The 18031-nt window shown below is 44.5% G+C and carries 18 protein-coding genes; 12 read left to right on the plus strand and 6 right to left on the minus strand.

The window, feature by feature from the left end:
• Nucleotides 1-142: 142 nt before the first annotated feature.
• Both MHB62_RS05415 and MHB62_RS05420 read left to right on the plus strand, forming a co-directional pair.
• A complete protein-coding gene (locus MHB62_RS05415) occupies nt 143-718 on the plus strand; it encodes a TetR/AcrR family transcriptional regulator (RefSeq protein ID WP_003233204.1) in 576 nt (191 codons plus the stop codon).
• A 70-nt stretch (nt 719-788) separates the two neighbouring features.
• Nucleotides 789-3116 (plus strand): YhgE/Pip domain-containing protein, encoded by a 2328-nt coding sequence (locus MHB62_RS05420; RefSeq protein WP_003245424.1) that lies wholly within the window; start codon nt 789-791, stop codon nt 3114-3116.
• Between the two features lie 41 nt (nt 3117-3157).
• Here the strand turns inward: MHB62_RS05420 and fabHB are convergent, their stop codons facing one another.
• Complete coding sequence (gene fabHB / locus MHB62_RS05425; RefSeq protein WP_003233200.1) at nt 3158-4135, minus strand: beta-ketoacyl-ACP synthase III FabHB; 978 nt, start codon at nt 4133-4135, stop codon at nt 3158-3160.
• Nucleotides 4136-4261: 126 nt separating this feature from the next.
• On the opposite strand from fabHB, the gene MHB62_RS05430 reads away from it, so the two are divergent.
• The gene (locus tag MHB62_RS05430) at nt 4262-5038 is read left to right on the plus strand and encodes a YhfC family intramembrane metalloprotease (RefSeq protein ID WP_003233198.1); all 777 of its coding nucleotides are present in this window, start codon (nt 4262-4264) and stop codon (nt 5036-5038) included.
• 83 nt (nt 5039-5121) lie between these two features.
• Here MHB62_RS05430 and MHB62_RS05435 read toward each other — a convergent pair whose 3' ends face one another.
• On the minus strand, nt 5122-5313 hold the full coding sequence (locus MHB62_RS05435) for a hypothetical protein (protein WP_003245634.1): 192 nt from the start codon (nt 5311-5313) through the stop codon (nt 5122-5124).
• 137 nt (nt 5314-5450) lie between these two features.
• Between MHB62_RS05435 and MHB62_RS05440 the strand changes: the two genes are divergently transcribed.
• Nucleotides 5451-6491, plus strand: a complete 1041-nt coding sequence (locus tag MHB62_RS05440; RefSeq protein WP_014479351.1) for a M42 family metallopeptidase — start codon at nt 5451-5453, stop codon at nt 6489-6491.
• A gap of 11 nt (nt 6492-6502) precedes the next feature.
• On the plus strand, nt 6503-6910 hold the full coding sequence (locus MHB62_RS05445) for an ASCH domain-containing protein (RefSeq protein ID WP_003233192.1): 408 nt from the start codon (nt 6503-6505) through the stop codon (nt 6908-6910).
• 36 nt (nt 6911-6946) lie between these two features.
• Here MHB62_RS05445 and gltT read toward each other — a convergent pair whose 3' ends face one another.
• Nucleotides 6947-8236: a glutamate/proton symporter GltT gene (gltT, locus tag MHB62_RS05450; protein WP_003245579.1), complete on the minus strand. Its 1290-nt coding sequence runs from the start codon at nt 8234-8236 to the stop codon at nt 6947-6949.
• 270 nt (nt 8237-8506) lie between these two features.
• The gene (gene yhfH, locus MHB62_RS05455; protein ID WP_003244802.1) at nt 8507-8641 is read right to left on the minus strand and encodes a protein YhfH; all 135 of its coding nucleotides are present in this window, start codon (nt 8639-8641) and stop codon (nt 8507-8509) included.
• Nucleotides 8642-8798: 157 nt separating this feature from the next.
• Between yhfH and MHB62_RS05460 the strand changes: the two genes are divergently transcribed.
• The 4 genes from MHB62_RS05460 to lcfB all read left to right on the plus strand — a co-directional run bounded on the left by MHB62_RS05460 (nt 8799) and on the right by lcfB (nt 12909).
• A complete protein-coding gene (locus MHB62_RS05460) occupies nt 8799-9533 on the plus strand; it encodes an MBL fold metallo-hydrolase (RefSeq protein ID WP_003233185.1) in 735 nt (244 codons plus the stop codon).
• Nucleotides 9534-9545: 12 nt separating this feature from the next.
• Nucleotides 9546-10541 carry a lipoate--protein ligase LplJ gene (gene lplJ, locus MHB62_RS05465; RefSeq protein WP_014479356.1) on the plus strand — a complete coding sequence of 332 codons (996 nt, stop codon included), beginning with the start codon at nt 9546-9548 and terminating at the stop codon, nt 10539-10541.
• A 64-nt stretch (nt 10542-10605) separates the two neighbouring features.
• Nucleotides 10606-11250, plus strand: a complete 645-nt coding sequence (locus tag MHB62_RS05470; RefSeq protein ID WP_032721264.1) for an SDR family oxidoreductase — start codon at nt 10606-10608, stop codon at nt 11248-11250.
• Between the two features lie 117 nt (nt 11251-11367).
• Nucleotides 11368-12909, plus strand: a complete 1542-nt coding sequence (lcfB, locus tag MHB62_RS05475) for a long-chain-fatty-acid--CoA ligase LcfB (protein WP_032721266.1) — start codon at nt 11368-11370, stop codon at nt 12907-12909.
• 38 nt (nt 12910-12947) lie between these two features.
• Here lcfB and MHB62_RS05480 read toward each other — a convergent pair whose 3' ends face one another.
• Nucleotides 12948-13343 carry a hypothetical protein gene (locus MHB62_RS05480; protein WP_003245187.1) on the minus strand — a complete coding sequence of 132 codons (396 nt, stop codon included), beginning with the start codon at nt 13341-13343 and terminating at the stop codon, nt 12948-12950.
• Between the two features lie 148 nt (nt 13344-13491).
• Between MHB62_RS05480 and MHB62_RS05485 the strand changes: the two genes are divergently transcribed.
• The gene (locus tag MHB62_RS05485) at nt 13492-14772 is read left to right on the plus strand and encodes a M48 family metallopeptidase (protein ID WP_032721268.1); all 1281 of its coding nucleotides are present in this window, start codon (nt 13492-13494) and stop codon (nt 14770-14772) included.
• A gap of 38 nt (nt 14773-14810) precedes the next feature.
• Here MHB62_RS05485 and aprE read toward each other — a convergent pair whose 3' ends face one another.
• Nucleotides 14811-15956, minus strand: a complete 1146-nt coding sequence (aprE, locus tag MHB62_RS05490; protein WP_015715621.1) for a subtilisin AprE — start codon at nt 15954-15956, stop codon at nt 14811-14813.
• Between the two features lie 433 nt (nt 15957-16389).
• Between aprE and MHB62_RS05495 the strand changes: the two genes are divergently transcribed.
• Nucleotides 16390-16839 (plus strand): GNAT family N-acetyltransferase, encoded by a 450-nt coding sequence (locus MHB62_RS05495; protein ID WP_019712916.1) that lies wholly within the window; start codon nt 16390-16392, stop codon nt 16837-16839.
• 71 nt (nt 16840-16910) lie between these two features.
• Nucleotides 16911-17903, plus strand: coding sequence for an acryloyl-CoA reductase (locus tag MHB62_RS05500; protein ID WP_019712915.1), 993 nt, complete (start codon nt 16911-16913; stop codon nt 17901-17903).
• Nucleotides 17904-18031 lie beyond the last annotated feature (128 nt).

Here is an 18031-nt window from a genome sequence, read left to right on the forward strand (position 1 = left end):
CTCCGCTTTATCGCGGAGGTTTTTTTGATGTGCAATGGCAATATTGTGTAAAAAATGATTGAATTGAACAGCAGGTTATGATACATTTGCATATGTACTTAATGACTAAAATGTTCAAACGGTCAGTTTCGAGGTGAATACAATGTCAATAGATCGAAAAAAGCTCATTTTGGAGGCGGCTACAAAGTCTTTCACGCAGTTCGGGTATAAAGCGACGACAATGGATCTTGTCGCAAAACTTGCGAACGTGGGGAAGGGAACCATTTATACTTTTTTCAAAAACAAAGAAGAGCTGTTTGACGAGATTTTCACTACTTTATTAAAGGAAATGAAGCAAAAAGCGGATGAAGCGATGGAGCCGAGCCTTCCGTTCCATGAAAATGTGCACAGAGCGCTGTTTGCCATTCTGGAGTTCAGGAAAACACATCAGCTGACGATTAAAATTTTCCAAGAGAATGCCGAGATTGGTACAATGGCAGTTCAGGAAGTGATCCAGAAAATGGAGCGATCCATCCTGTCTTATATCAAAAGCAAGATTGAAGACGGGATCAAAAGCGGCGCAATCAAGCCGTGCGACCCTGAGCTGACAGCCTTTGTGATGCTGAAGCTTTATATCGCGCTCATTTTTGACTGGGAAAAACAACACCCCCCGCTTGATAAAGAGACAATTGCGGGACTGCTTGAATTGTATGTTGTCAAAGGATTGTCAGCGAACTAGATAATCCTTTCTCTTTGCAAGAAAATGACCATTTTTTATGATGAGTCAGTTTTAGAATGGAGGCATCAGGATGAACACAATACGAAGTCAGTGGAAAGACATCGTAACAAGTAAAAAATTATTGATTCCCATCATCGCCATTTTGTTTGTCCCGCTTATTTACAGCGGCGTATTCTTAAAGGCTTATTGGGACCCGTACGGCACAGTTGACCAGCTGCCTGTCGTTGTCGTCAACCAAGACAAGGGAGCAACGTATGAAGGAGAAAAACTTCAAATCGGTGATGATCTGGTCAAAGAATTAAAGGATAATAACAACTTTGATTGGCATTTTTCCAATGATCTCGACCAATCGTTAAAGGACTTATTGAATCAAAAATATTATTTAGTTGTCGAGATTCCTGAGGATTTTTCTAAGAATGCCAGCACTGTATTAGACAAAAATCCGAAAAAATTGGATCTGAAATACCATACAAATGCAGGTTCTAACTATGTAGGGGCAACGATCGGCGAAAAAGCGATTGATAAACTGAAAGCCTCTGTTTCAAAAGAAGTGACCGAGCAATATACGAAAGTTATTTTTGATAACTTTAAAGATATCGCAAAAGGTTTGAGCGACGCGAGCAGCGGCGCGAAAAAAATTGATGACGGCACAAAGGATGCGAAAAACGGAAGCGCCCAGCTGAAAGAAAATCTGGCGAAGCTGAAGGAAAGCACCGCTACCATCAGTGACAAAACAGCGCAGCTTGCAGATGGAGCGGCTCAGGTGACGAGCGGCATCCAATCACTTGACAGCTCGCTCGGTAAATTCCAGGACAGCAGCAACCAGATTTATGATAAATCTAGTCAGCTTGCAGCAGGATCAGGCGAGCTGACAAGCAAGATGAATGAACTTCTTGCCGGACTTCAAAATGTGCAGAAGGGTACGCCTAATCTTACTAACGGGTTGGATCAGCTCAACAGTAAAGTCCAAGAAGGTTCTGAGAAAGCGGCAAAAGCGGAAAAGATCATTAATGCGCTCGATTTAACGAAGCTTGAAACTGCTGTAAACAATCTGGAAAAGTCAGAAACTGCGATGAAGGAATTCAAAAAACAGCTGACTGACTTTGAAAACAGTTTGAAAAACCGTGATCAGGCATTTAAAAATGTCATCAATTCGAGTGACTTCTTAACAGCGGAGCAAAAAAGCCAGCTGATTAATTCTGTTGAGAAAAAGCTTCCGCAAGTTGATGCGCCTGATTTTGATCAAATATTAAGCCAGCTACCTACAGCTGATCAGCTGCCTGACATCGCAACGATAAAAAGCTCTCTTGAAGACGTGAAAGCGCAGGTGGCGCAGGTGAAAGCCATGCCGGAAGCTACATCTAAGCTTTATAACGGCGCAAAAACAATCCAAGATGCGATTGACAGATTAACTGAGGGAGCTGATAAGATATACAACGGTTCTCAGAAGCTGACAGATGGCCAAACTAAACTGACAGCGGGCATCGGTGAATATAATAAGCAGTTCGCAAAAGCAAAAGCGGGCTCAGAGCAATTGGTGACAGGAAGCAGCCAAGTATCCGGCGGATTGTTTAAGCTGTTAGACGGGTCTAAACAGGTCCAAAGCGGATCATCAAAACTTGCAGACGGATCTGCATCACTTGATACAGGTTTAGGCAAGCTATTGGACGGCACAGGAGAGCTGTCTAGTAAGCTGAAGGATGCGGCTGACCAAACAGGAGATATCGATGCTGATGATCAAACATACGGCATGTTTGCGGATCCGGTTAAAACCAAAGATGATGCCATTCATTCCGTTCCTAACTATGGAACAGGGCTGACACCTTATATCCTGTCAATGGGCTTGTATGTCGGCGGCATCATGCTGACGGTTGTCTTCCCGCTGAAGGAAGCGTCAGGACGTCCGAGAAACGGTTTTGAGTGGTTCTTCAGCAAATTCAATGTCATGATGCTTGTAGGAATCATTCAATCATTGATTGTGGCGACGGTTCTTCTATTGGGAATTGGTCTTGAGGTAGAGAGCACGTGGAGATTTTACGTGTTTACGATCATTACGAGTCTCGCTTTCCTGGCGATAATTCAATTTTTGGCTACAACGATGGGCAACCCGGGGCGATTTATCGCAGTCATTATTTTAGTGCTGCAGCTGGGAGCGAGCGGAGGAACCTTCCCGCTGGAATTGCTTCCGAATTTCTATCAGGTCATCCACGGCGCATTGCCGATGACCTACAGCATTAACGGATTCAGAGCAGTCATTTCAAACGGTGACTTTGGCTACATGTGGCAGATGGCCGGCGTCTTAATCGGCATTGCCCTCGTCATGATTGCACTAAGCATTACTTACTTTACAATGTTAAGCCGGAAGGAAGAAACATCAGAAGAACAGCCGGCTTCATAAAGAAAAAGAACTTGTTTCCTTGGAAACAAGTTCTTTTTTTGTTACATTCCCCATTTAATAAGCAATCCTGTATAGGTTAATCCGCCGCCAAACCCGAAAAGCAAAACGATTTGATCTTTTTTCAGCTTCCCGGCTTTCACTGCGAGATCGAGCGCCAAAACAATTGAAACCGAAGACGTGTTTCCGTAGTGCTCAACACTAGTGAGCGTTTTTTCAATCGGGAACGGTGTTTTTTCACAAATTGACTCGATCATGCGCAAGTTGGCGCTGTGAGGAACAAACCAATCGAGATCATCGGAGCTGAGTCCTGCTTTATGTAAAAGCCGTTCAAATTCGCCAGGGACGGTTCTTGCGGCCCATTTATATACCTCGCGTCCGTTTTGCACCATTTTTCCGGAACCGACAAGCTGCACACCGTTTATTTCATTTCGCAGTCCGGCACGATACAAAATATCGCCGCCGTTCCCGCTTGTTCCTTGTACAGACGCAAGAAATCCCGGCGTCTCTTCATCTCGTTCTACTAACAGCGCACCCGCGGCATCGCCGAACAGTACGCATGTCGTTCGATCGGTATAATCGGTTACCTTTGATAACGTCTCTCCGGCGATGACGAGAATTTTTTGATGAAGGCCAGATGTGATCAATCCATTTGCCAAATGGAGGCCGTATGTCAGCCCGGCGCATGTCGCATTAATATCCAGCGCGCCGGTGCTTTCCCAGCCGAAATATTCCTGTACGCGGCATGCCGTACTCGGAAAGGCGTAATCGGATGTGGTTGTGGCAACGAGGATCATATCGACATCATCAAGCGTTCCTTTATAACGGCTCTTGAGATTCTTCACCGCTTCTATGCATAAATCAGAGGTAAATTGATGTTCATCCGCAATCCGGCGTTCTCTCATTCCTGTGCGCTGAACGATCCATTCATCAGAGGTATCAACGATCTTTTCTAAATCTGCATTGGTTAAACGTCTGCTCGGCGCATAGGTGCCGATAGCTGTAATTTTTGCTTTTGACATATGAATCACTCCTTATGGTCAGATTATAACACTAGATATTAGTATCTGGTACTAAAAAGAAGGTTTTTTTACAAAAAAAGAGAAGTGTAGATAGGAATCTATGAAAAAGAAAAAGGAGGCTGAAAAATGGTCAGTCAAGAAGCAGTAGTCTTTTTGGCATTATCCGGGGCTATTGCGTTTCTGTTGCCAATCGGGCTGATTGTATGGTTTAAGCGAAAGTATGGTGCCTCGCTTAAAGTGTTTTTTATTGGCGCTCTCACGTTTTTTGTCTTCGCTCAGCTGCTGGAAGGCGGCGTTCATGTTTATGTACTGCAAGTGAATGAAATGACGAAAGAAGCGATGCAGCATCCATTATGGTATGGCATTTACGGCTGCTTGATGGCCGGCATTTTTGAGGAGTGCGGAAGGTATTTGATGATGCGATTTTTTATGAAGCGCCATCATACTTGGGCAGATGGTCTGGCTTTCGGGGCAGGCCATGGCGGGCTTGAAGCCATCCTGATTACAGGCTTGTCCTCTATCTCACTTATTGTATACGCATTTGCAATCAATAGCGGGACGTTTGAACAGCTTTTGGTCAATGGCGACGTCAAACAGGCGCTTTTGCCGATACAGGAGCAGCTGCTGCATACTCCTTCGTATGAATGGATGCTGGGCGGAATAGAAAGAATCAGTGCCATTGCCGTCCAGATTGGTCTGTCTCTGCTTGTTTTGTACGCGGTTAAAAACCGCCGGCCGCTGTTTTTGCTGTATTCTATTCTTTTACATGCACTGTTTAATGTCCCGGCGGTTTTATATCAAAGAGGAATCATAGAGCATGCTGCAGCTGTTGAAATCATTGTTGCTCTTATAGCGGCTTTATCAGTTTATTGGATTGTAAAAGCAAAAAGGGTGTTTCAATAAAAGGTCCAAGCAGCAGCAATGCCCGCTTGGAAAAATGTGAATGGAAATATTCATTAAGCATGGGTCATCAGAATATTTCTGATTCAGTCTTTAGCAATGACAGCAAGAATGTCTGTGTTTTTTACAAGAGAAACAATGGTGTTTCTTTTTCTTCTTCTCGCAAGGGTCATGGCATTCTTTCTTTTTCTTGCAATGGTCGTGGAAATCTTTATCGAACCACTCGTCAAAGAACCAAAAATCATCGAACCAATCGTGACAACGACATTTCTGTTCATGTGAATGACGACAGCACATAGAAATCCCTCCTCTTCCCATGCTCTCTACAGCATATGAGAGATTGATAGGAAAAGATTGGACGGGTCCCTCGGGAAAAGAGTATATTTTAAGTAGAAAATAAAAGGAGGAATGCCCTATGACGTCCGTACGTAAAACGATGGAGCTCATTAAAGAACTTGTATCGATCCCAAGCCCGACAGGAAATACATATGAGGTGATCAATTATATTGAAAGCCTTTTAAAAGAATGGAAGGTAGAAACGGTTCGGAACCACAAGGGCGGCTTAATTGCAACGCTTCCAGGACGCGACACATCCCGGCATCGCATGCTGACAGCGCACGTTGACACCCTCGGCGCTATGGTGAAGGAAATTAAAGCGGACGGCCGGCTGAAAATCGACTTAATCGGCGGGTTCCGCTACAACTCGATTGAGGGGGAGTATTGCCAAATTGAAACCGCATCGGGAAAAACGTACACAGGCACCATTTTAATGCATCAAACGTCTGTGCACGTATACAAAGACGCGGGAAAGGCTGAGCGGAATCAAGAGAATATGGAGATCCGCCTAGATGAACCTGTTCACTGCCGGAAAGATACGGAGGAGCTTGGCATTGGCGTCGGAGACTTTGTGTCGTTTGATCCACGTGTTGAGATCACATCAAGCGGATTTATTAAATCGCGCCATTTGGATGACAAAGCAAGCGTCGCCTTATTGCTCCGCTTAATTCATGAAATTCAAACAGAAGACATTGAGCTGCCGTATACAACCCATTTTCTTATTTCCAATAATGAAGAAATCGGTTACGGCGGGAATTCGAATATTCCTCCTGAAACAGTTGAATATTTGGCGGTTGATATGGGCGCTATCGGTGACGGGCAGGCGACAGATGAATATTCAGTATCAATCTGTGTGAAGGATGCGAGCGGGCCGTATCATTATCAGCTCAGAAAGCATTTAGTTCAATTAGCCGAGAAGCATCATATCGACTATAAGCTTGATATATATCCGTACTACGGGTCTGATGCGTCAGCAGCGATCAAATCCGGGCATGATATTGTGCATGGCCTCATAGGGCCGGGAATTGACGCTTCCCATGCATTTGAACGCACCCATAAATCATCTCTTCGCCATACCGCTAAGCTTCTGTATTACTATGTACAGTCACCAATGGTATAAGGGGGGGACCAATGAAGATTTATAAGCTGAAAAGCACATTCGGTTGGGAAGGTGATGACGGGTTGGGAGAACAGCTGATTCAGCAGATCCTTGCCGGAGAAAAAACCGCCACGTGCGCGCCGAAATCATTGTATTCAAAAGATGAATTGAGGGACGTTTATCAAACAGCGGGTCAGCTTGTTACCGTTTATGATAAACATGACAATCCAAGATGCAATATAAAAGTGACAGATGTCTTTGAAACCACCTTTGGTGCGCCTGATATGAGGTTAGTCAAAGGAGAGGGCAATGGAGACCGAATTGAGGAGTTTCAAGAGGATCATCGGATGGCATGGGCGGAACTGATCAAAAGCGGTGAACTGGAGCTGAATGAGGATACTGTTTTGATTACAGAACTGTTTGTGCTTGTTAAAGATTAAAAAAGCCTGCGGGGCAAGAACCCCGCAGGCTTTTCATTAACCAGAAATGGTTGCGTTTTGTTCTGTTTTCGATTGGGACATAACAGTTTCTGCTTTCGCAGGATTAAACATGCCTTCCCATTTAGACATCACAACGGCAGCAAGCGCGTTACCAGTCAGGTTGACAACTGTTCGTGCCATATCCATGATGCGGTCTACGCCGGCAATAAAGGCAAGTCCTTCAGCCGGAACGCCGATGGTGCCAAGCGTTGCAAGCAAGACAACAAAAGAAGTACCAGGCACGGCAGCCATCCCTTTAGATGTCACCATTAAGACGAGCACAAGCGTAATCTGGTGCCAAATCGTCAAATCAATGCCATATACCTGTGCTAAAAAGAGTGCGGCAATCGATTGATAGAGAACGGAACCGTCTAAGTTAAACGTGTAACCGATCGGAATGACAAATGAAACAATGCCTTTCGGACATCCGATTTTCTCCATTTTTTCCATGATGCGCGGAAGAACCGTTTCAGAGCTGGACGTACTGAACGCCAGTAAGATTTCGTCCTTCATGTAAGCAAGGAACTTGAAGATGCTGATGCCGGCAATTTTTGCGACAATCCCGAAAATAACAATTAAGAAGAAAGCAAGCGCGACATAAACCAATCCGACGAGCTTTCCGAGAGAGATAAGAGAACCGAGTCCGAATTTAGACACAGTCACTCCGATAAGAGCGAAAACGCCGAATGGCGCCACTTTCATCACAAGGTTTACAACGTGGAACATGGCATGGGATACACCTTCAAAAAAGGCTAATACAGGCTTGCCTCTTTCACCGATTGCGGAAATACCCAATGCAAATAGTACTGTAAAGCAAATGATGGCTAGAAGATCCCCTTCGACCAATGACTGGAAGAAGTTTGTCGGCACAATATGGAGGAACGTTTCTGCCACTGATTTATTACTTTGTTCTTTTTCAGTTTCAACATATTGACTGATGTCCGATTTTTGAGCTTCGTGTATATTAACTCCTGTACCCGGATGGAAGATGTTTGCAAGGGCTAGTCCGAGAATAATGGCAAAAGTCGTGATGATCTCGAAGTACAGAATCGTTCTGAAGCCTAATTTACCGACTTGCTTTCCATTTCCTGCACCGGCTACACCGATGATTAAGCTGGAGACAACAATAGGAATCACTATCATTTTGATTAAGCGTAAAAAGAGATCCCCGATTGGCTGCAGGTAAGTAGGCAATGCTGGGTTGCCATACCAAATGACGCCAACAATGACACCTAGAATAAGTCCAACGAATATTTGTGTGGCTAATCCAAACTTAATTCTTTTCATAGATTACCTCCCAAAAAACAAAGTATCAACATATATCATGAATAGACATATATTTAATCTCACTATTAGATCAAATTATAATAGATAAGAAATCAATTCGTCTATAGTAAATTATATTTCGAAAATAAAGAATATTCAATGACATTATGATAATCACCAGAATTATCTAAAAACAGGTGAGCTTTGACCTAACCTGACTATTATTTCAAAATTAAGAGATATGTGAAAAAATAAGAAAATCCCACGCGTAAGGCGCGGGATTTTCGCTCATTACAAATCGTTTACTTTTATACAGTCATTGCAGATATTACCATAGCACTCATGCTGCTCTTCTATCTTTTTTCCGCATTCCGCACACTTTTTCGAAGGCAGGTTTCTAAAAAATTCTGTGATTTTCCCCAGCATAACCAATCCCTCTTTCCCCTTTGTAGTGATTTCATTGTAATATAACAGATTACAAAAATCAATAACTGTTTTGATACAATGTTTAAAACATGCTTTTTTCAAGAAAAATGGGTATATTGAAGGAGGATCAATTTTTTTGAAAAGATAGGAGGACATTATGAAAGTTACAGTTATCGGATGCTATGGCGGTTTTCCGGCCGCAAATGAAGCGACGTCAGGCTATTTGTTTCAGTCAGGTGATTACTCTCTGCTTGTTGATTGCGGCAGTGCCGTTTTGTCTAAGCTGTTCGGATATGTGCCGGCGGAAAAGCTGGATGCGGTCGTTCTGTCTCATTATCACCATGACCATATCGCTGATATCGGGCCGCTGCAATTTGCCAAGCAAGTCGGTTCGTTTCTCGGTAAAGGAGAGCATACGCTTCCGATTTACGGACATGATGCTGATATAGAACAGTTTCAAAAGCTTACATATAAAACACATACAAAAGGGATCGCCTATCAGCCGGATCAGCCGCTGACTGCCGGTCCGTTTACGATCACCTTTTTAAAAACGATTCACCCGGTGACGTGCTATGCCATGCGGATTACTGACGGCAGCCACACTGTCGTTTATACTGCTGATTCCAGCTATCAGGATTCATTTATACCGTTTTCGAAAGATGCTGATTTATTGATCTCGGAATGCAATTTTTATGCCGATCAAGACGGAACAAGTGCAGGCCATATGAACAGCCTGGAAGCGGGGCGCATTGCAAAAGAAGCGGGAGCGGGAGAACTGCTGCTGACTCATTTGCCGCATTTTGGCGTGCATGACAACCTTCGCAAAGAAGCGAAAACCGTTTTTAACGGAGAAGTGAATATTGCGAAATCAGGTTTTGTGTGGGAAGGATAAAGGAGGAGCACCATGTTATTTATAGACAATCAAAATATCAATGATCCGCGGATCAATCTTGCTATCGAGGAGTACTGTGTAAAGCATTTAGACCCTGAACAGCAATATTTGCTCTTTTATGTGAATCAACCGTCTATTATCATTGGGAAAAACCAAAATACAATAGAAGAAATCAATACAAAATATGTAGAGGAAAACGGGATTATCGTCGTCCGCCGTTTATCAGGCGGGGGCGCTGTGTACCATGATCTGGGGAACTTGAACTTCAGCTTTATTACCAAGGATGACGGGGACAGCTTTCATAACTTTAAAAAATTCACTGAGCCGGTGATTCAGGCGTTACATCAGCTTGGGGTTGAAGCCGAATTAAGCGGCCGGAACGACATTGTAGTGGATGGCCGGAAAATATCCGGAAACGCTCAGTTTGCAACGAAAGGCCGTATTTTCAGCCACGGCACCCTCATGTTTGATTCAGCCATTGATCATGTTGTATCAGCATTAAAGGTGAAAAAGGATAAAATTGAATCAAAAGGCATCAAATCGATCAGAAGCCGAGTAGCAAACATCAGTGAGTTTCTCGATGATAAAATGACCACCGAAGAATTCCGCAGCCATTTGCTTCGCCATATTTTTAACACAAACGACATTGGAAACGTGCCGGAGTATAAGCTAACGGAAAAAGATTGGGAGACCATTCATCAAATTTCGAAAGAGCGCTATCAGAATTGGGATTGGAACTACGGCCGCTCGCCGAAATTTAACCTTAATCATTCGAAACGTTATCCGGTTGGATCGATCGATTTGCGCCTAGAGGTCAAGAAAGGCAAAATCGAGGACTGCAAAATCTTCGGAGATTTCTTCGGTGTCGGTGATGTATCTGAAATTGAAAACCTGCTGGTCGGAAAACAATACGAACGCAGCGTCATCGCTGATGTGCTCGAAGGTGTGAATCTCAAGCATTACTTCGGGAACATTACGAAAGAGGATTTCCTTGATCTGATTTATTAAGGCAAAACACAACGTTTGAAAGAGCGGTTGTGTTTTTGAAATAATGGAGGCAGGAGGGATTCACATGAAAGTGTTTTTAATCGGAGCGAACGGACAAATCGGGCAAAGACTCGTCTCTTTATTCCAAGATAATCCTGATCATTCCATCAGAGCGATGGTCAGAAAAGAAGAACAGAAAGCGTCTCTTGAAGCTGCCGGTGCAGAAGCTGTGCTTGCGAATCTGGAGGGCAGCCCGGAAGAAATCGCCGCTGCGGCAAAAGGTTGTGACGCGATCATTTTCACAGCCGGTTCCGGCGGCAGCACAGGCTATGATAAAACGCTGCTGGTGGATCTCGATGGAGCGGCAAAAGCCATTGAAGCTGCGGACATTGCCGGAATCAAACGGTTTATTATGGTCAGCGCCCTGCAAGCCCATCACCGTGAAAATTGGAATGAGGCACTCAAGCCTTATTATGTGGCCAAGCATTATGCTGATAAAATTCTGGAAGAGAGCGGTTTAACCTATACGATTATCCGTCCGGGAGGCCTTCGCAATGAGCCTGGAACGGGAACTGTTTCAGCAGCGAAGGATCTGGAGCGGGGATTTATTTCCCGTGATGACGTTGCAAAAACGGTCATTGCCTCTTTAGATGAGAAGAATACGGAAAATCGGGCCTTTGATCTGGCAGAAGGAGATACGCCGATTGCCGAAGCATTGAAGAAACTATGACAGTACTGACACTCAGGGCTTTTTGCTCTTGAGTGTTTTTTTCTGTTTCTCTATAATGGAGGAGAAAGCTTGGCTTCAATAATGAATGACTATTCATTCACTTTAAGGGGTGGGAGAATGAATCTTGTTTCAAAATTGGAAGAAACAGCATCTGAGAAGCCCGACAGCATCGCATGCAGGTTTAAAGATCACATGATGACGTATCAAGAGCTGAATGAACATATTCAGCGATTTGCGGACGGCCTTCAGGAAGCCGGTATGGAGAAAGGGGACCATCTAGCTTTGCTGCTTGGCAATTCGCCTGATTTTATCATCGCGTTTTTTGGCGCTTTAAAAGCTGGGATCGTGGTTGTTCCCATCAATCCGTTGTACACGCCGACAGAAATTGGTTATATGCTGACAAATGGCGATGTAAAGGCAATAGTGGGCGTTAGCCAGCTTTTGCCGCTTTATGAGAGCATGCATGAGTCGCTGCCAAAGGTTGAGCTCGTCATTTTATGCCAGACGGGGGAGGAGGAGCCGGAAGCTGCGGACCCAGAGGTCAGGATGAAAATGACAACGTTTGCAAAAATATTGCGGCCGACATCTGCCGCTAAACAAAACCAAGAACCTGTACCTGATGATACCGCGGTTATTTTATATACGTCAGGAACGACTGGAAAACCGAAAGGCGCGATGCTGACACATCAGAATTTGTACAGCAATGCCAACGATGTCGCAGGCTATTTGGGAATGGATGAGAGGGACAATGTGGTCTGCGCTCTTCCCATGTTTCACGTGTTTTGTTTAACCGTCTGTATGAATGCACCGCTGATGAGCGGCGCAACTGTCTTGATTGAGCCTCAATTCAGTCCGGCATCTGTTTTTAAGCTTGTTAAGCAGCAGCAGGCGACCATTTTTGCCGGTGTGCCTACAATGTATAACTACTTGTTTCAGCATGAAAACGGAAAGAAAGATGATTTTTCTTCGATCCAGCTGTGCATTTCGGGAGGCGCGGCCATGCCAGTCGCGTTGCTGACGGCGTTTGAAGAAAAATTCGGTGTTACCATTTTGGAAGGCTACGGGCTCTCGGAAGCATCACCCGTCACGTGCTTTAACCCATTTGACAGGGGCAGAAAGCCGGGCTCCATCGGGACAAGTATCTTACATGTCGAAAACAAGGTCGTAGATCCGCTCGGACGCGAGCTGCCCGCTCACCAGGTCGGCGAATTGATCGTGACAGGCCCCAATGTGATGAAGGGCTATTATAAAATGCCGATGGAAACAGAGCATGCATTAAAAGACGGGTGGCTTTATACGGGGGACTTGGCAAGACGGGATGAGGACGGCTATTTTTACATTGTTGATCGGAAAAAAGACATGATCATTGTAGGAGGATACAATGTGTATCCGCGGGAGGTGGAGGAGGTGCTGTACAGCCATCCGGACGTCAAGGAGGCGGTTGTCATCGGCGTGCCGGACCCCCAAAGCGGGGAAGCGGTAAAGGGATTTGTGGTGCCGAAACGCTCTGGGGTAACAGAGGAGGACATCATGCAGCACTGTGAAAAGCATCTGGCAAAATACAAGCGGCCTGCCGCCATTACGTTTCTTGACGATATTCCGAAAAATGCGACGGGGAAAATGCTCAGACGGGCACTGAGAGATATTTTGCCCCAATAAAATGAAAAAGCGAAGCGGTTAGCTTCGCTTTTTCATTTTCAATCCTTTGCTTCTTTTTTAATAATATTTAGCAGCGCCTTTGTATCATTTTTGCTTAATTTGTAGTATGTGCCATCCTTCAAAAAAACGGCTTGCTGGCTGCCGTCAATCCATAGTCTGAATGAGTCATACCGGTCTTTATGAAACTTGATTGTCCCTTCGTAATCAGGGGCTGATGTTTTTTCTGTCTTCACCTGTTTTCCCTGATTCATAATATCCAGCATATCTTTGACGTGCTGTCTTTTTTCAATCTCGATATCTTCCTGGCCGCTTGAAGACAGTGTGATCAAATCTGCGTCTACCGATTGATACACATCGCCTGATCGGCTGTAAAGATAAAAAAATGCGATAAACACAAGACCGATTACCACGATGGCTGCCACTATTTTTTTCATTTGCATCACTCCAAACATTGTTAGTTTTCCCAGCGATCGGGCTTTCCATGCTTAAAAGGGTGGAAAAGTGCGGAACACAGCTTGGTTCTAAGAATTTGAATTTATGATTACAATAGAAGTAACGGGTTGATGTGAGGAGTGAGGCGTTATGCGCAAGTGGATTGCGGCAGCAGGACTTGCTTACGTGCTGTACGGGCTGTTTTTTTATTGGTATTTTTTCCTGTCGGGTGATTCTGCAATACCGGAAACCGTAAAAGGGACGCAGGCTGATCCGGCTTCTTTCATGAAGCCGTCTGAGTTGGCAGTGGCCGAGCAGTATTCGAATGTCAAGAATTTTTTATTTTTTATCGGGGTACCACTTGATTGGTTTCTGTTTTTTGTTCTGCTGGTCAGCGGTGTTTCAAAGAAAATCAAGAAATGGATGGAAGCGGCCGTGCCTTTTCGGTTTTTGCAGACTGTAGGTTTTGTGTTTGTGCTTTCGCTGATTACAACATTGGTGACGCTGCCTTTAGATTGGATAGGCTATCAAGTATCGCTTGACTATAACATTTCCACACAGACAACGGCCAGCTGGGCTAAGGATCAGGTTATCAGCTTTTGGATCAGTTTCCCAATCTTTGCGCTTTGCGTTCTCGTTTTTTATTGGCTGATCAAAAGGCATGAAAAAAAATGGTGGTTATACGCCTGGCTGTTAACAGTGCCGTTTTCGCTTTTTCTGTTTTTTATTCAGCCGGTCATTATCGATCCTTTATACAATGAATTTTATCCGCTGAAAAACAAAGAGCTTGAAAGCAAAATTTTAGAGCTGGCAGATGAAGCCAATATTCCGGCTGACCATGTATATGAAGTGAACATGTCAGAAAAAACAAATGCGCTGAATGCCTATGTTACAGGTATTGGGGCCAATAAACGGATTGTATTGTGGGATACGACACTGAACAAACTTGACGATTCAGAAATTCTGTTTATTATGGGCCACGAAATGGGCCATTATGTCATGAAGCACGTTTACATCGGTCTGGCTGGTTATTTGCTCGTGTCGCTCGCCGGATTTTATGTCATTGATAAGCTTTACAAGCGGACGGTTCGCCTAACCCGCAGCATGTTTCATATAGAAGGGCGGCATGATCTTGCGGCACTTCCGCTGTTATTGCTTTTGTTTTCTGTTTTGAGCTTTGCGGTTACGCCTTTTTCTAATGCTGTCTCGCGTTATCAGGAGAATAAGGCTGACCAGTATGGGATCGAGTTGACAGAGAACAGAGAAGCCGCTGTTAAAACGTTCCAGGATTTGGCCGTGACGGGGCTGAGCCAGGTTGATCCTCCGGTGCTTGTGAAGATTTTCAGAGGCAGCCATCCGTCGATCATGGAACGGATTCAACATGCAGAGAAAGAAGAGAATGCGCCGGAACATCAGGATGCTGACAAATAAAAAGAAGCAGGTATGGAGGAACCTGCTTCTTTTTACTATTATTGTGCAGCTGCTTGTACGTTGATTAACCCTTTTCCATAGTAGAAAGAGTTTCCAAGATATGTTGCAGTGCTTTCTAAACGATCACGGACTTGTGCGTTAGTCCAAGTCGGATGCTTAGAAAGAATTAGCGCTGCTGCTCCGGCAACGTGAGGAGTCGCCATGGACGTGCCGTTGTAAGCACCGTAAGTGCCTCCAGGAAGTGTGCTTTGGATGGATACGCCAGGAGCCATCACATCAAGCTCAGAACCTGCGCTTGAGAATGAAGCTCTTTGGTTGCTGCTGTTTACCGCACCTACCGCAATAGTAGAAGGATATTTTGCAGGGTAGCCGACTGTGCTTGAGCTTCCGGACGAACCTTCGTTTCCTGCAGCGGCAGCAACGACGATACCGCTGGAAACGGCTTTATCAACGACTGTTTTCAGCGCTGTAGAACCAGAAGGTCCGCCGAGGCTCATGTTAATAACATCCATATTGTTGGAAATGGCCCATTCAATGCCGTTAATAATCCAGCTATATTGGCCGCTTCCTGTTGAATCAAGCACTTTTACTGCATATAATGATGCGCTTGGCGCTACGCCCAGAACACCGATTGAGTTATTAAGAGCGGCAATCGTACCGGCTACATGCGTACCGTGAGAACTGCCGTCCTGGTATGGGTTTGTTTCAGAAGGTACGAAGCTTGCTCCGCCTCTGACGTTTAAGTCAGGATGAGAAGAGTCAATTCCGCTGTCGATAACAGCTACTTTTACGTTAGAGCCTGTGTAGCCTTGAGAGTGAAGAGCCGGCGCTTTAATTTGAGAAATGCCATAAGGAACAGATTGCGCATATTCATGTGCAATATGATCTTCTTCCACATATGCAACGCTCGGATCTTTTTTCAATTCTTTTACAGCTTTTTCATCCAATGTTGCTGCGGCCGCGTTAACATACTTAAATTGCTTTTGAACCTTTCCGCCTTTTTCAGAAATAACATCCTTTTTCTTGGCGGAACTCATGGCACTCATTGTCTGCTTAAATCCGACAATGTATTTCTTTTCTGTACTGCTTTTTCCGGCAGCCTGCGCAGACATGTTGCTGAACGCCATCGTAAAGATTAACGTTAACGCAAACAACAAGCTGATCCACAATTTTTTGCTTCTCACTCTTTACCCTCTCCTTTTAAAAAATTCAGAGTAGACTTACTTAAAAGACTATTCTGTGAATTTATTGTAATAGATGGAATAATATTTTAGTAGACCCATTTTTTTGAGATGGTTTTATCTCTATTTAGGTATATCATCTCTCGCTATTTCCGTAGAGACTCGAAATAACTATTTTCATACAGAAAAGAACGAAAATAGACATGAGTAAATATTCATTATGCTGAAATGTCATGCTTTTTTAGGTTAAATGCTCCTGAGTCCCGGCAAATTCCTGTCGAAAAAATTCGTTCAAATGACCTGCGTGTGCTTCCGTGAGAACAATGGATATTATCGTGATATTTTTTCAAAGCATGATGATAAAAGTATTCTGAAAAATAAACTTTACAGAAAAGGGATAGAATGAAAAAATTATTGAGAGGGAGGAAGAAATAAGATGAACATTCGCCAAGCAAAGACATCAGATGCGGCCGCCATTGCGCCGCTGTTTAACCAATATCGGGAATTTTATAGACAGGCATCCGATTTGCAAGGGGCAGAGGCTTTTTTGAAAGCTCGTTTGGAAAATCACGAGTCTGTTATTTTGATAGCAGAAGAAAATGGAGAATTCATAGGCTTTACCCAGCTCTATCCAACGTTTTCTTCTGTGTCAATGAAAAGGATCTACATATTAAATGACTTATTTGTCGTTCCTCATGCGCGTACAAAGGGAGCCGGCGGCCGGCTTCTTTCTGCCGCAAAGGATTATGCAGAGGAAAACGGGGCAAAATGTTTAACACTTCAGACTGAGCACCACAACCGGAAGGCAAGAAGCTTGTATGAGCAAAACGGCTATGAAGAGGATACCGGATTTGTCCATTATCGTCTCAATGTGCCGGCGAAGTGAAAATGGCGGCTTGATGATTTGGTTTTTTGAACGTTCTTCGGTTACGATATAAATGAAAAGGAGTGTGCCGAATGTCAACGTTATTTCAAGCATTGCAGGCAGAAAAAAATGCCTATGATGTTTCAGTCCATGTGAAAACCATATCAACAGAGGATTTGCCGAAGGATGGTGTCCTGATTAAAGTTGCTTATTCCGGCATCAATTACAAAGATGGTCTGGCCGGAAAAGCAGGAGGCAATATCGTCAGAGAGTATCCGCTTATTTTAGGCATTGATGCTGCGGGTACGGTCGTCTCTTCCAATGATCCGCGTTTTGCGGAGGGGGATGAGGTGATCGCGACAAGCTATGAGCTCGGTGTCTCCCGTGATGGCGGATTAAGTGAATACGCTTCGGTGCCTGGTGACTGGCTGGTGCCTTTGCCACAGAATCTTTCGTTAAAAGAAGCGATGGTGTACGGAACGGCGGGATTTACTGCGGCGTTATCAGTGCATCGGCTTGAACAGAACGGTCTGTCTCCGGAAAAAGGCAGCGTGCTAGTCACAGGAGCAACTGGCGGTGTCGGCGGAATTGCGGTATCGATGCTGAACAAGCGGGGCTATGATGTGGTGGCAAGTACCGGAAACCGGGAGGCGGCTGATTATTTGAAACAGCTTGGTGCAAGCGAAGTAATCAGCAGGGAAGATGTCTATGACGGAACGCTTAAGGCGCTGTCCAAGCAGCAATGGCAGGGAGCGGTTGATCCAGTCGGCGGAAAACAGCTTGCCTCGCTTTTAAGCAAAATTCAATACGGCGGATCTGTCGCAGTGAGCGGCTTAACCGGCGGAGGAGAAGTTCCGGCAACCGTGTATCCTTTTATTCTTCGCGGAGTAAGCCTGCTCGGAATCGATTCAGTATATTGTCCGATGGACGTCAGAGCCGCTGTTTGGGAGCGCATGTCTTCTGATCTCAAGCCTGATCAGCTGCTGACCATCGTGGACAGGGAAGTATCATTGGAAGAAACGCCGGGTGCGTTAAAAGATATTTTGCAAAATCGCATTCAAGGAAGAGTGATTGTGAAGCTTTAACAGGATCAGCTTGCAGAGAATGTTATTTTTCTGCAAGCTTTTTTGTGGACAGGATGATCAGCTGCTGAACTGCTGTGTCGCGAAACAAGATTTTCCTGTAAGCCGAACTTTCTCTTCTCATTTTAAAA

This window comes from Bacillus sp. FSL K6-0255, from assembly GCF_045040725.1.
GTDB classification, from domain to species: Bacteria; Bacillota; Bacilli; order Bacillales; family Bacillaceae; genus Bacillus; species Bacillus subtilis.

Bases quoted from the DNA above. Each gene is read 5' to 3' on its own strand.
- fabHB (WP_003233200.1), bottom strand. From the start codon at position 4,135: ATGTCAAAAGCAAAAATTACAGCTATCGGCACCTATGCGCCGAGCAGA.
- lplJ (WP_014479356.1), top strand. From the start codon at position 9,546: ATGTTATTTATAGACAATCAAAATATCAATGATCCGCGGATCAATCTT.
- MHB62_RS05495 (WP_019712916.1), top strand. From the start codon at position 16,390: ATGAACATTCGCCAAGCAAAGACATCAGATGCGGCCGCCATTGCGCCG.
- MHB62_RS05485 (WP_032721268.1), top strand. From the start codon at position 13,492: ATGCGCAAGTGGATTGCGGCAGCAGGACTTGCTTACGTGCTGTACGGG.
- MHB62_RS05420 (WP_003245424.1), top strand. From the start codon at position 789: ATGAACACAATACGAAGTCAGTGGAAAGACATCGTAACAAGTAAAAAA.
- MHB62_RS05440 (WP_014479351.1), top strand. From the start codon at position 5,451: ATGACGTCCGTACGTAAAACGATGGAGCTCATTAAAGAACTTGTATCG.
- MHB62_RS05480 (WP_003245187.1), bottom strand. From the start codon at position 13,343: ATGAAAAAAATAGTGGCAGCCATCGTGGTAATCGGTCTTGTGTTTATC.
- yhfH (WP_003244802.1), bottom strand. From the start codon at position 8,641: ATGCTGGGGAAAATCACAGAATTTTTTAGAAACCTGCCTTCGAAAAAG.
- MHB62_RS05415 (WP_003233204.1), top strand. From the start codon at position 143: ATGTCAATAGATCGAAAAAAGCTCATTTTGGAGGCGGCTACAAAGTCT.
- MHB62_RS05435 (WP_003245634.1), bottom strand. From the start codon at position 5,313: ATGAACAGAAATGTCGTTGTCACGATTGGTTCGATGATTTTTGGTTCT.
- MHB62_RS05430 (WP_003233198.1), top strand. From the start codon at position 4,262: ATGGTCAGTCAAGAAGCAGTAGTCTTTTTGGCATTATCCGGGGCTATT.
- gltT (WP_003245579.1), bottom strand. From the start codon at position 8,236: ATGAAAAGAATTAAGTTTGGATTAGCCACACAAATATTCGTTGGACTT.
- MHB62_RS05460 (WP_003233185.1), top strand. From the start codon at position 8,799: ATGAAAGTTACAGTTATCGGATGCTATGGCGGTTTTCCGGCCGCAAAT.
- MHB62_RS05500 (WP_019712915.1), top strand. From the start codon at position 16,911: ATGTCAACGTTATTTCAAGCATTGCAGGCAGAAAAAAATGCCTATGAT.
- MHB62_RS05445 (WP_003233192.1), top strand. From the start codon at position 6,503: ATGAAGATTTATAAGCTGAAAAGCACATTCGGTTGGGAAGGTGATGAC.
- lcfB (WP_032721266.1), top strand. From the start codon at position 11,368: ATGAATCTTGTTTCAAAATTGGAAGAAACAGCATCTGAGAAGCCCGAC.
- MHB62_RS05470 (WP_032721264.1), top strand. From the start codon at position 10,606: ATGAAAGTGTTTTTAATCGGAGCGAACGGACAAATCGGGCAAAGACTC.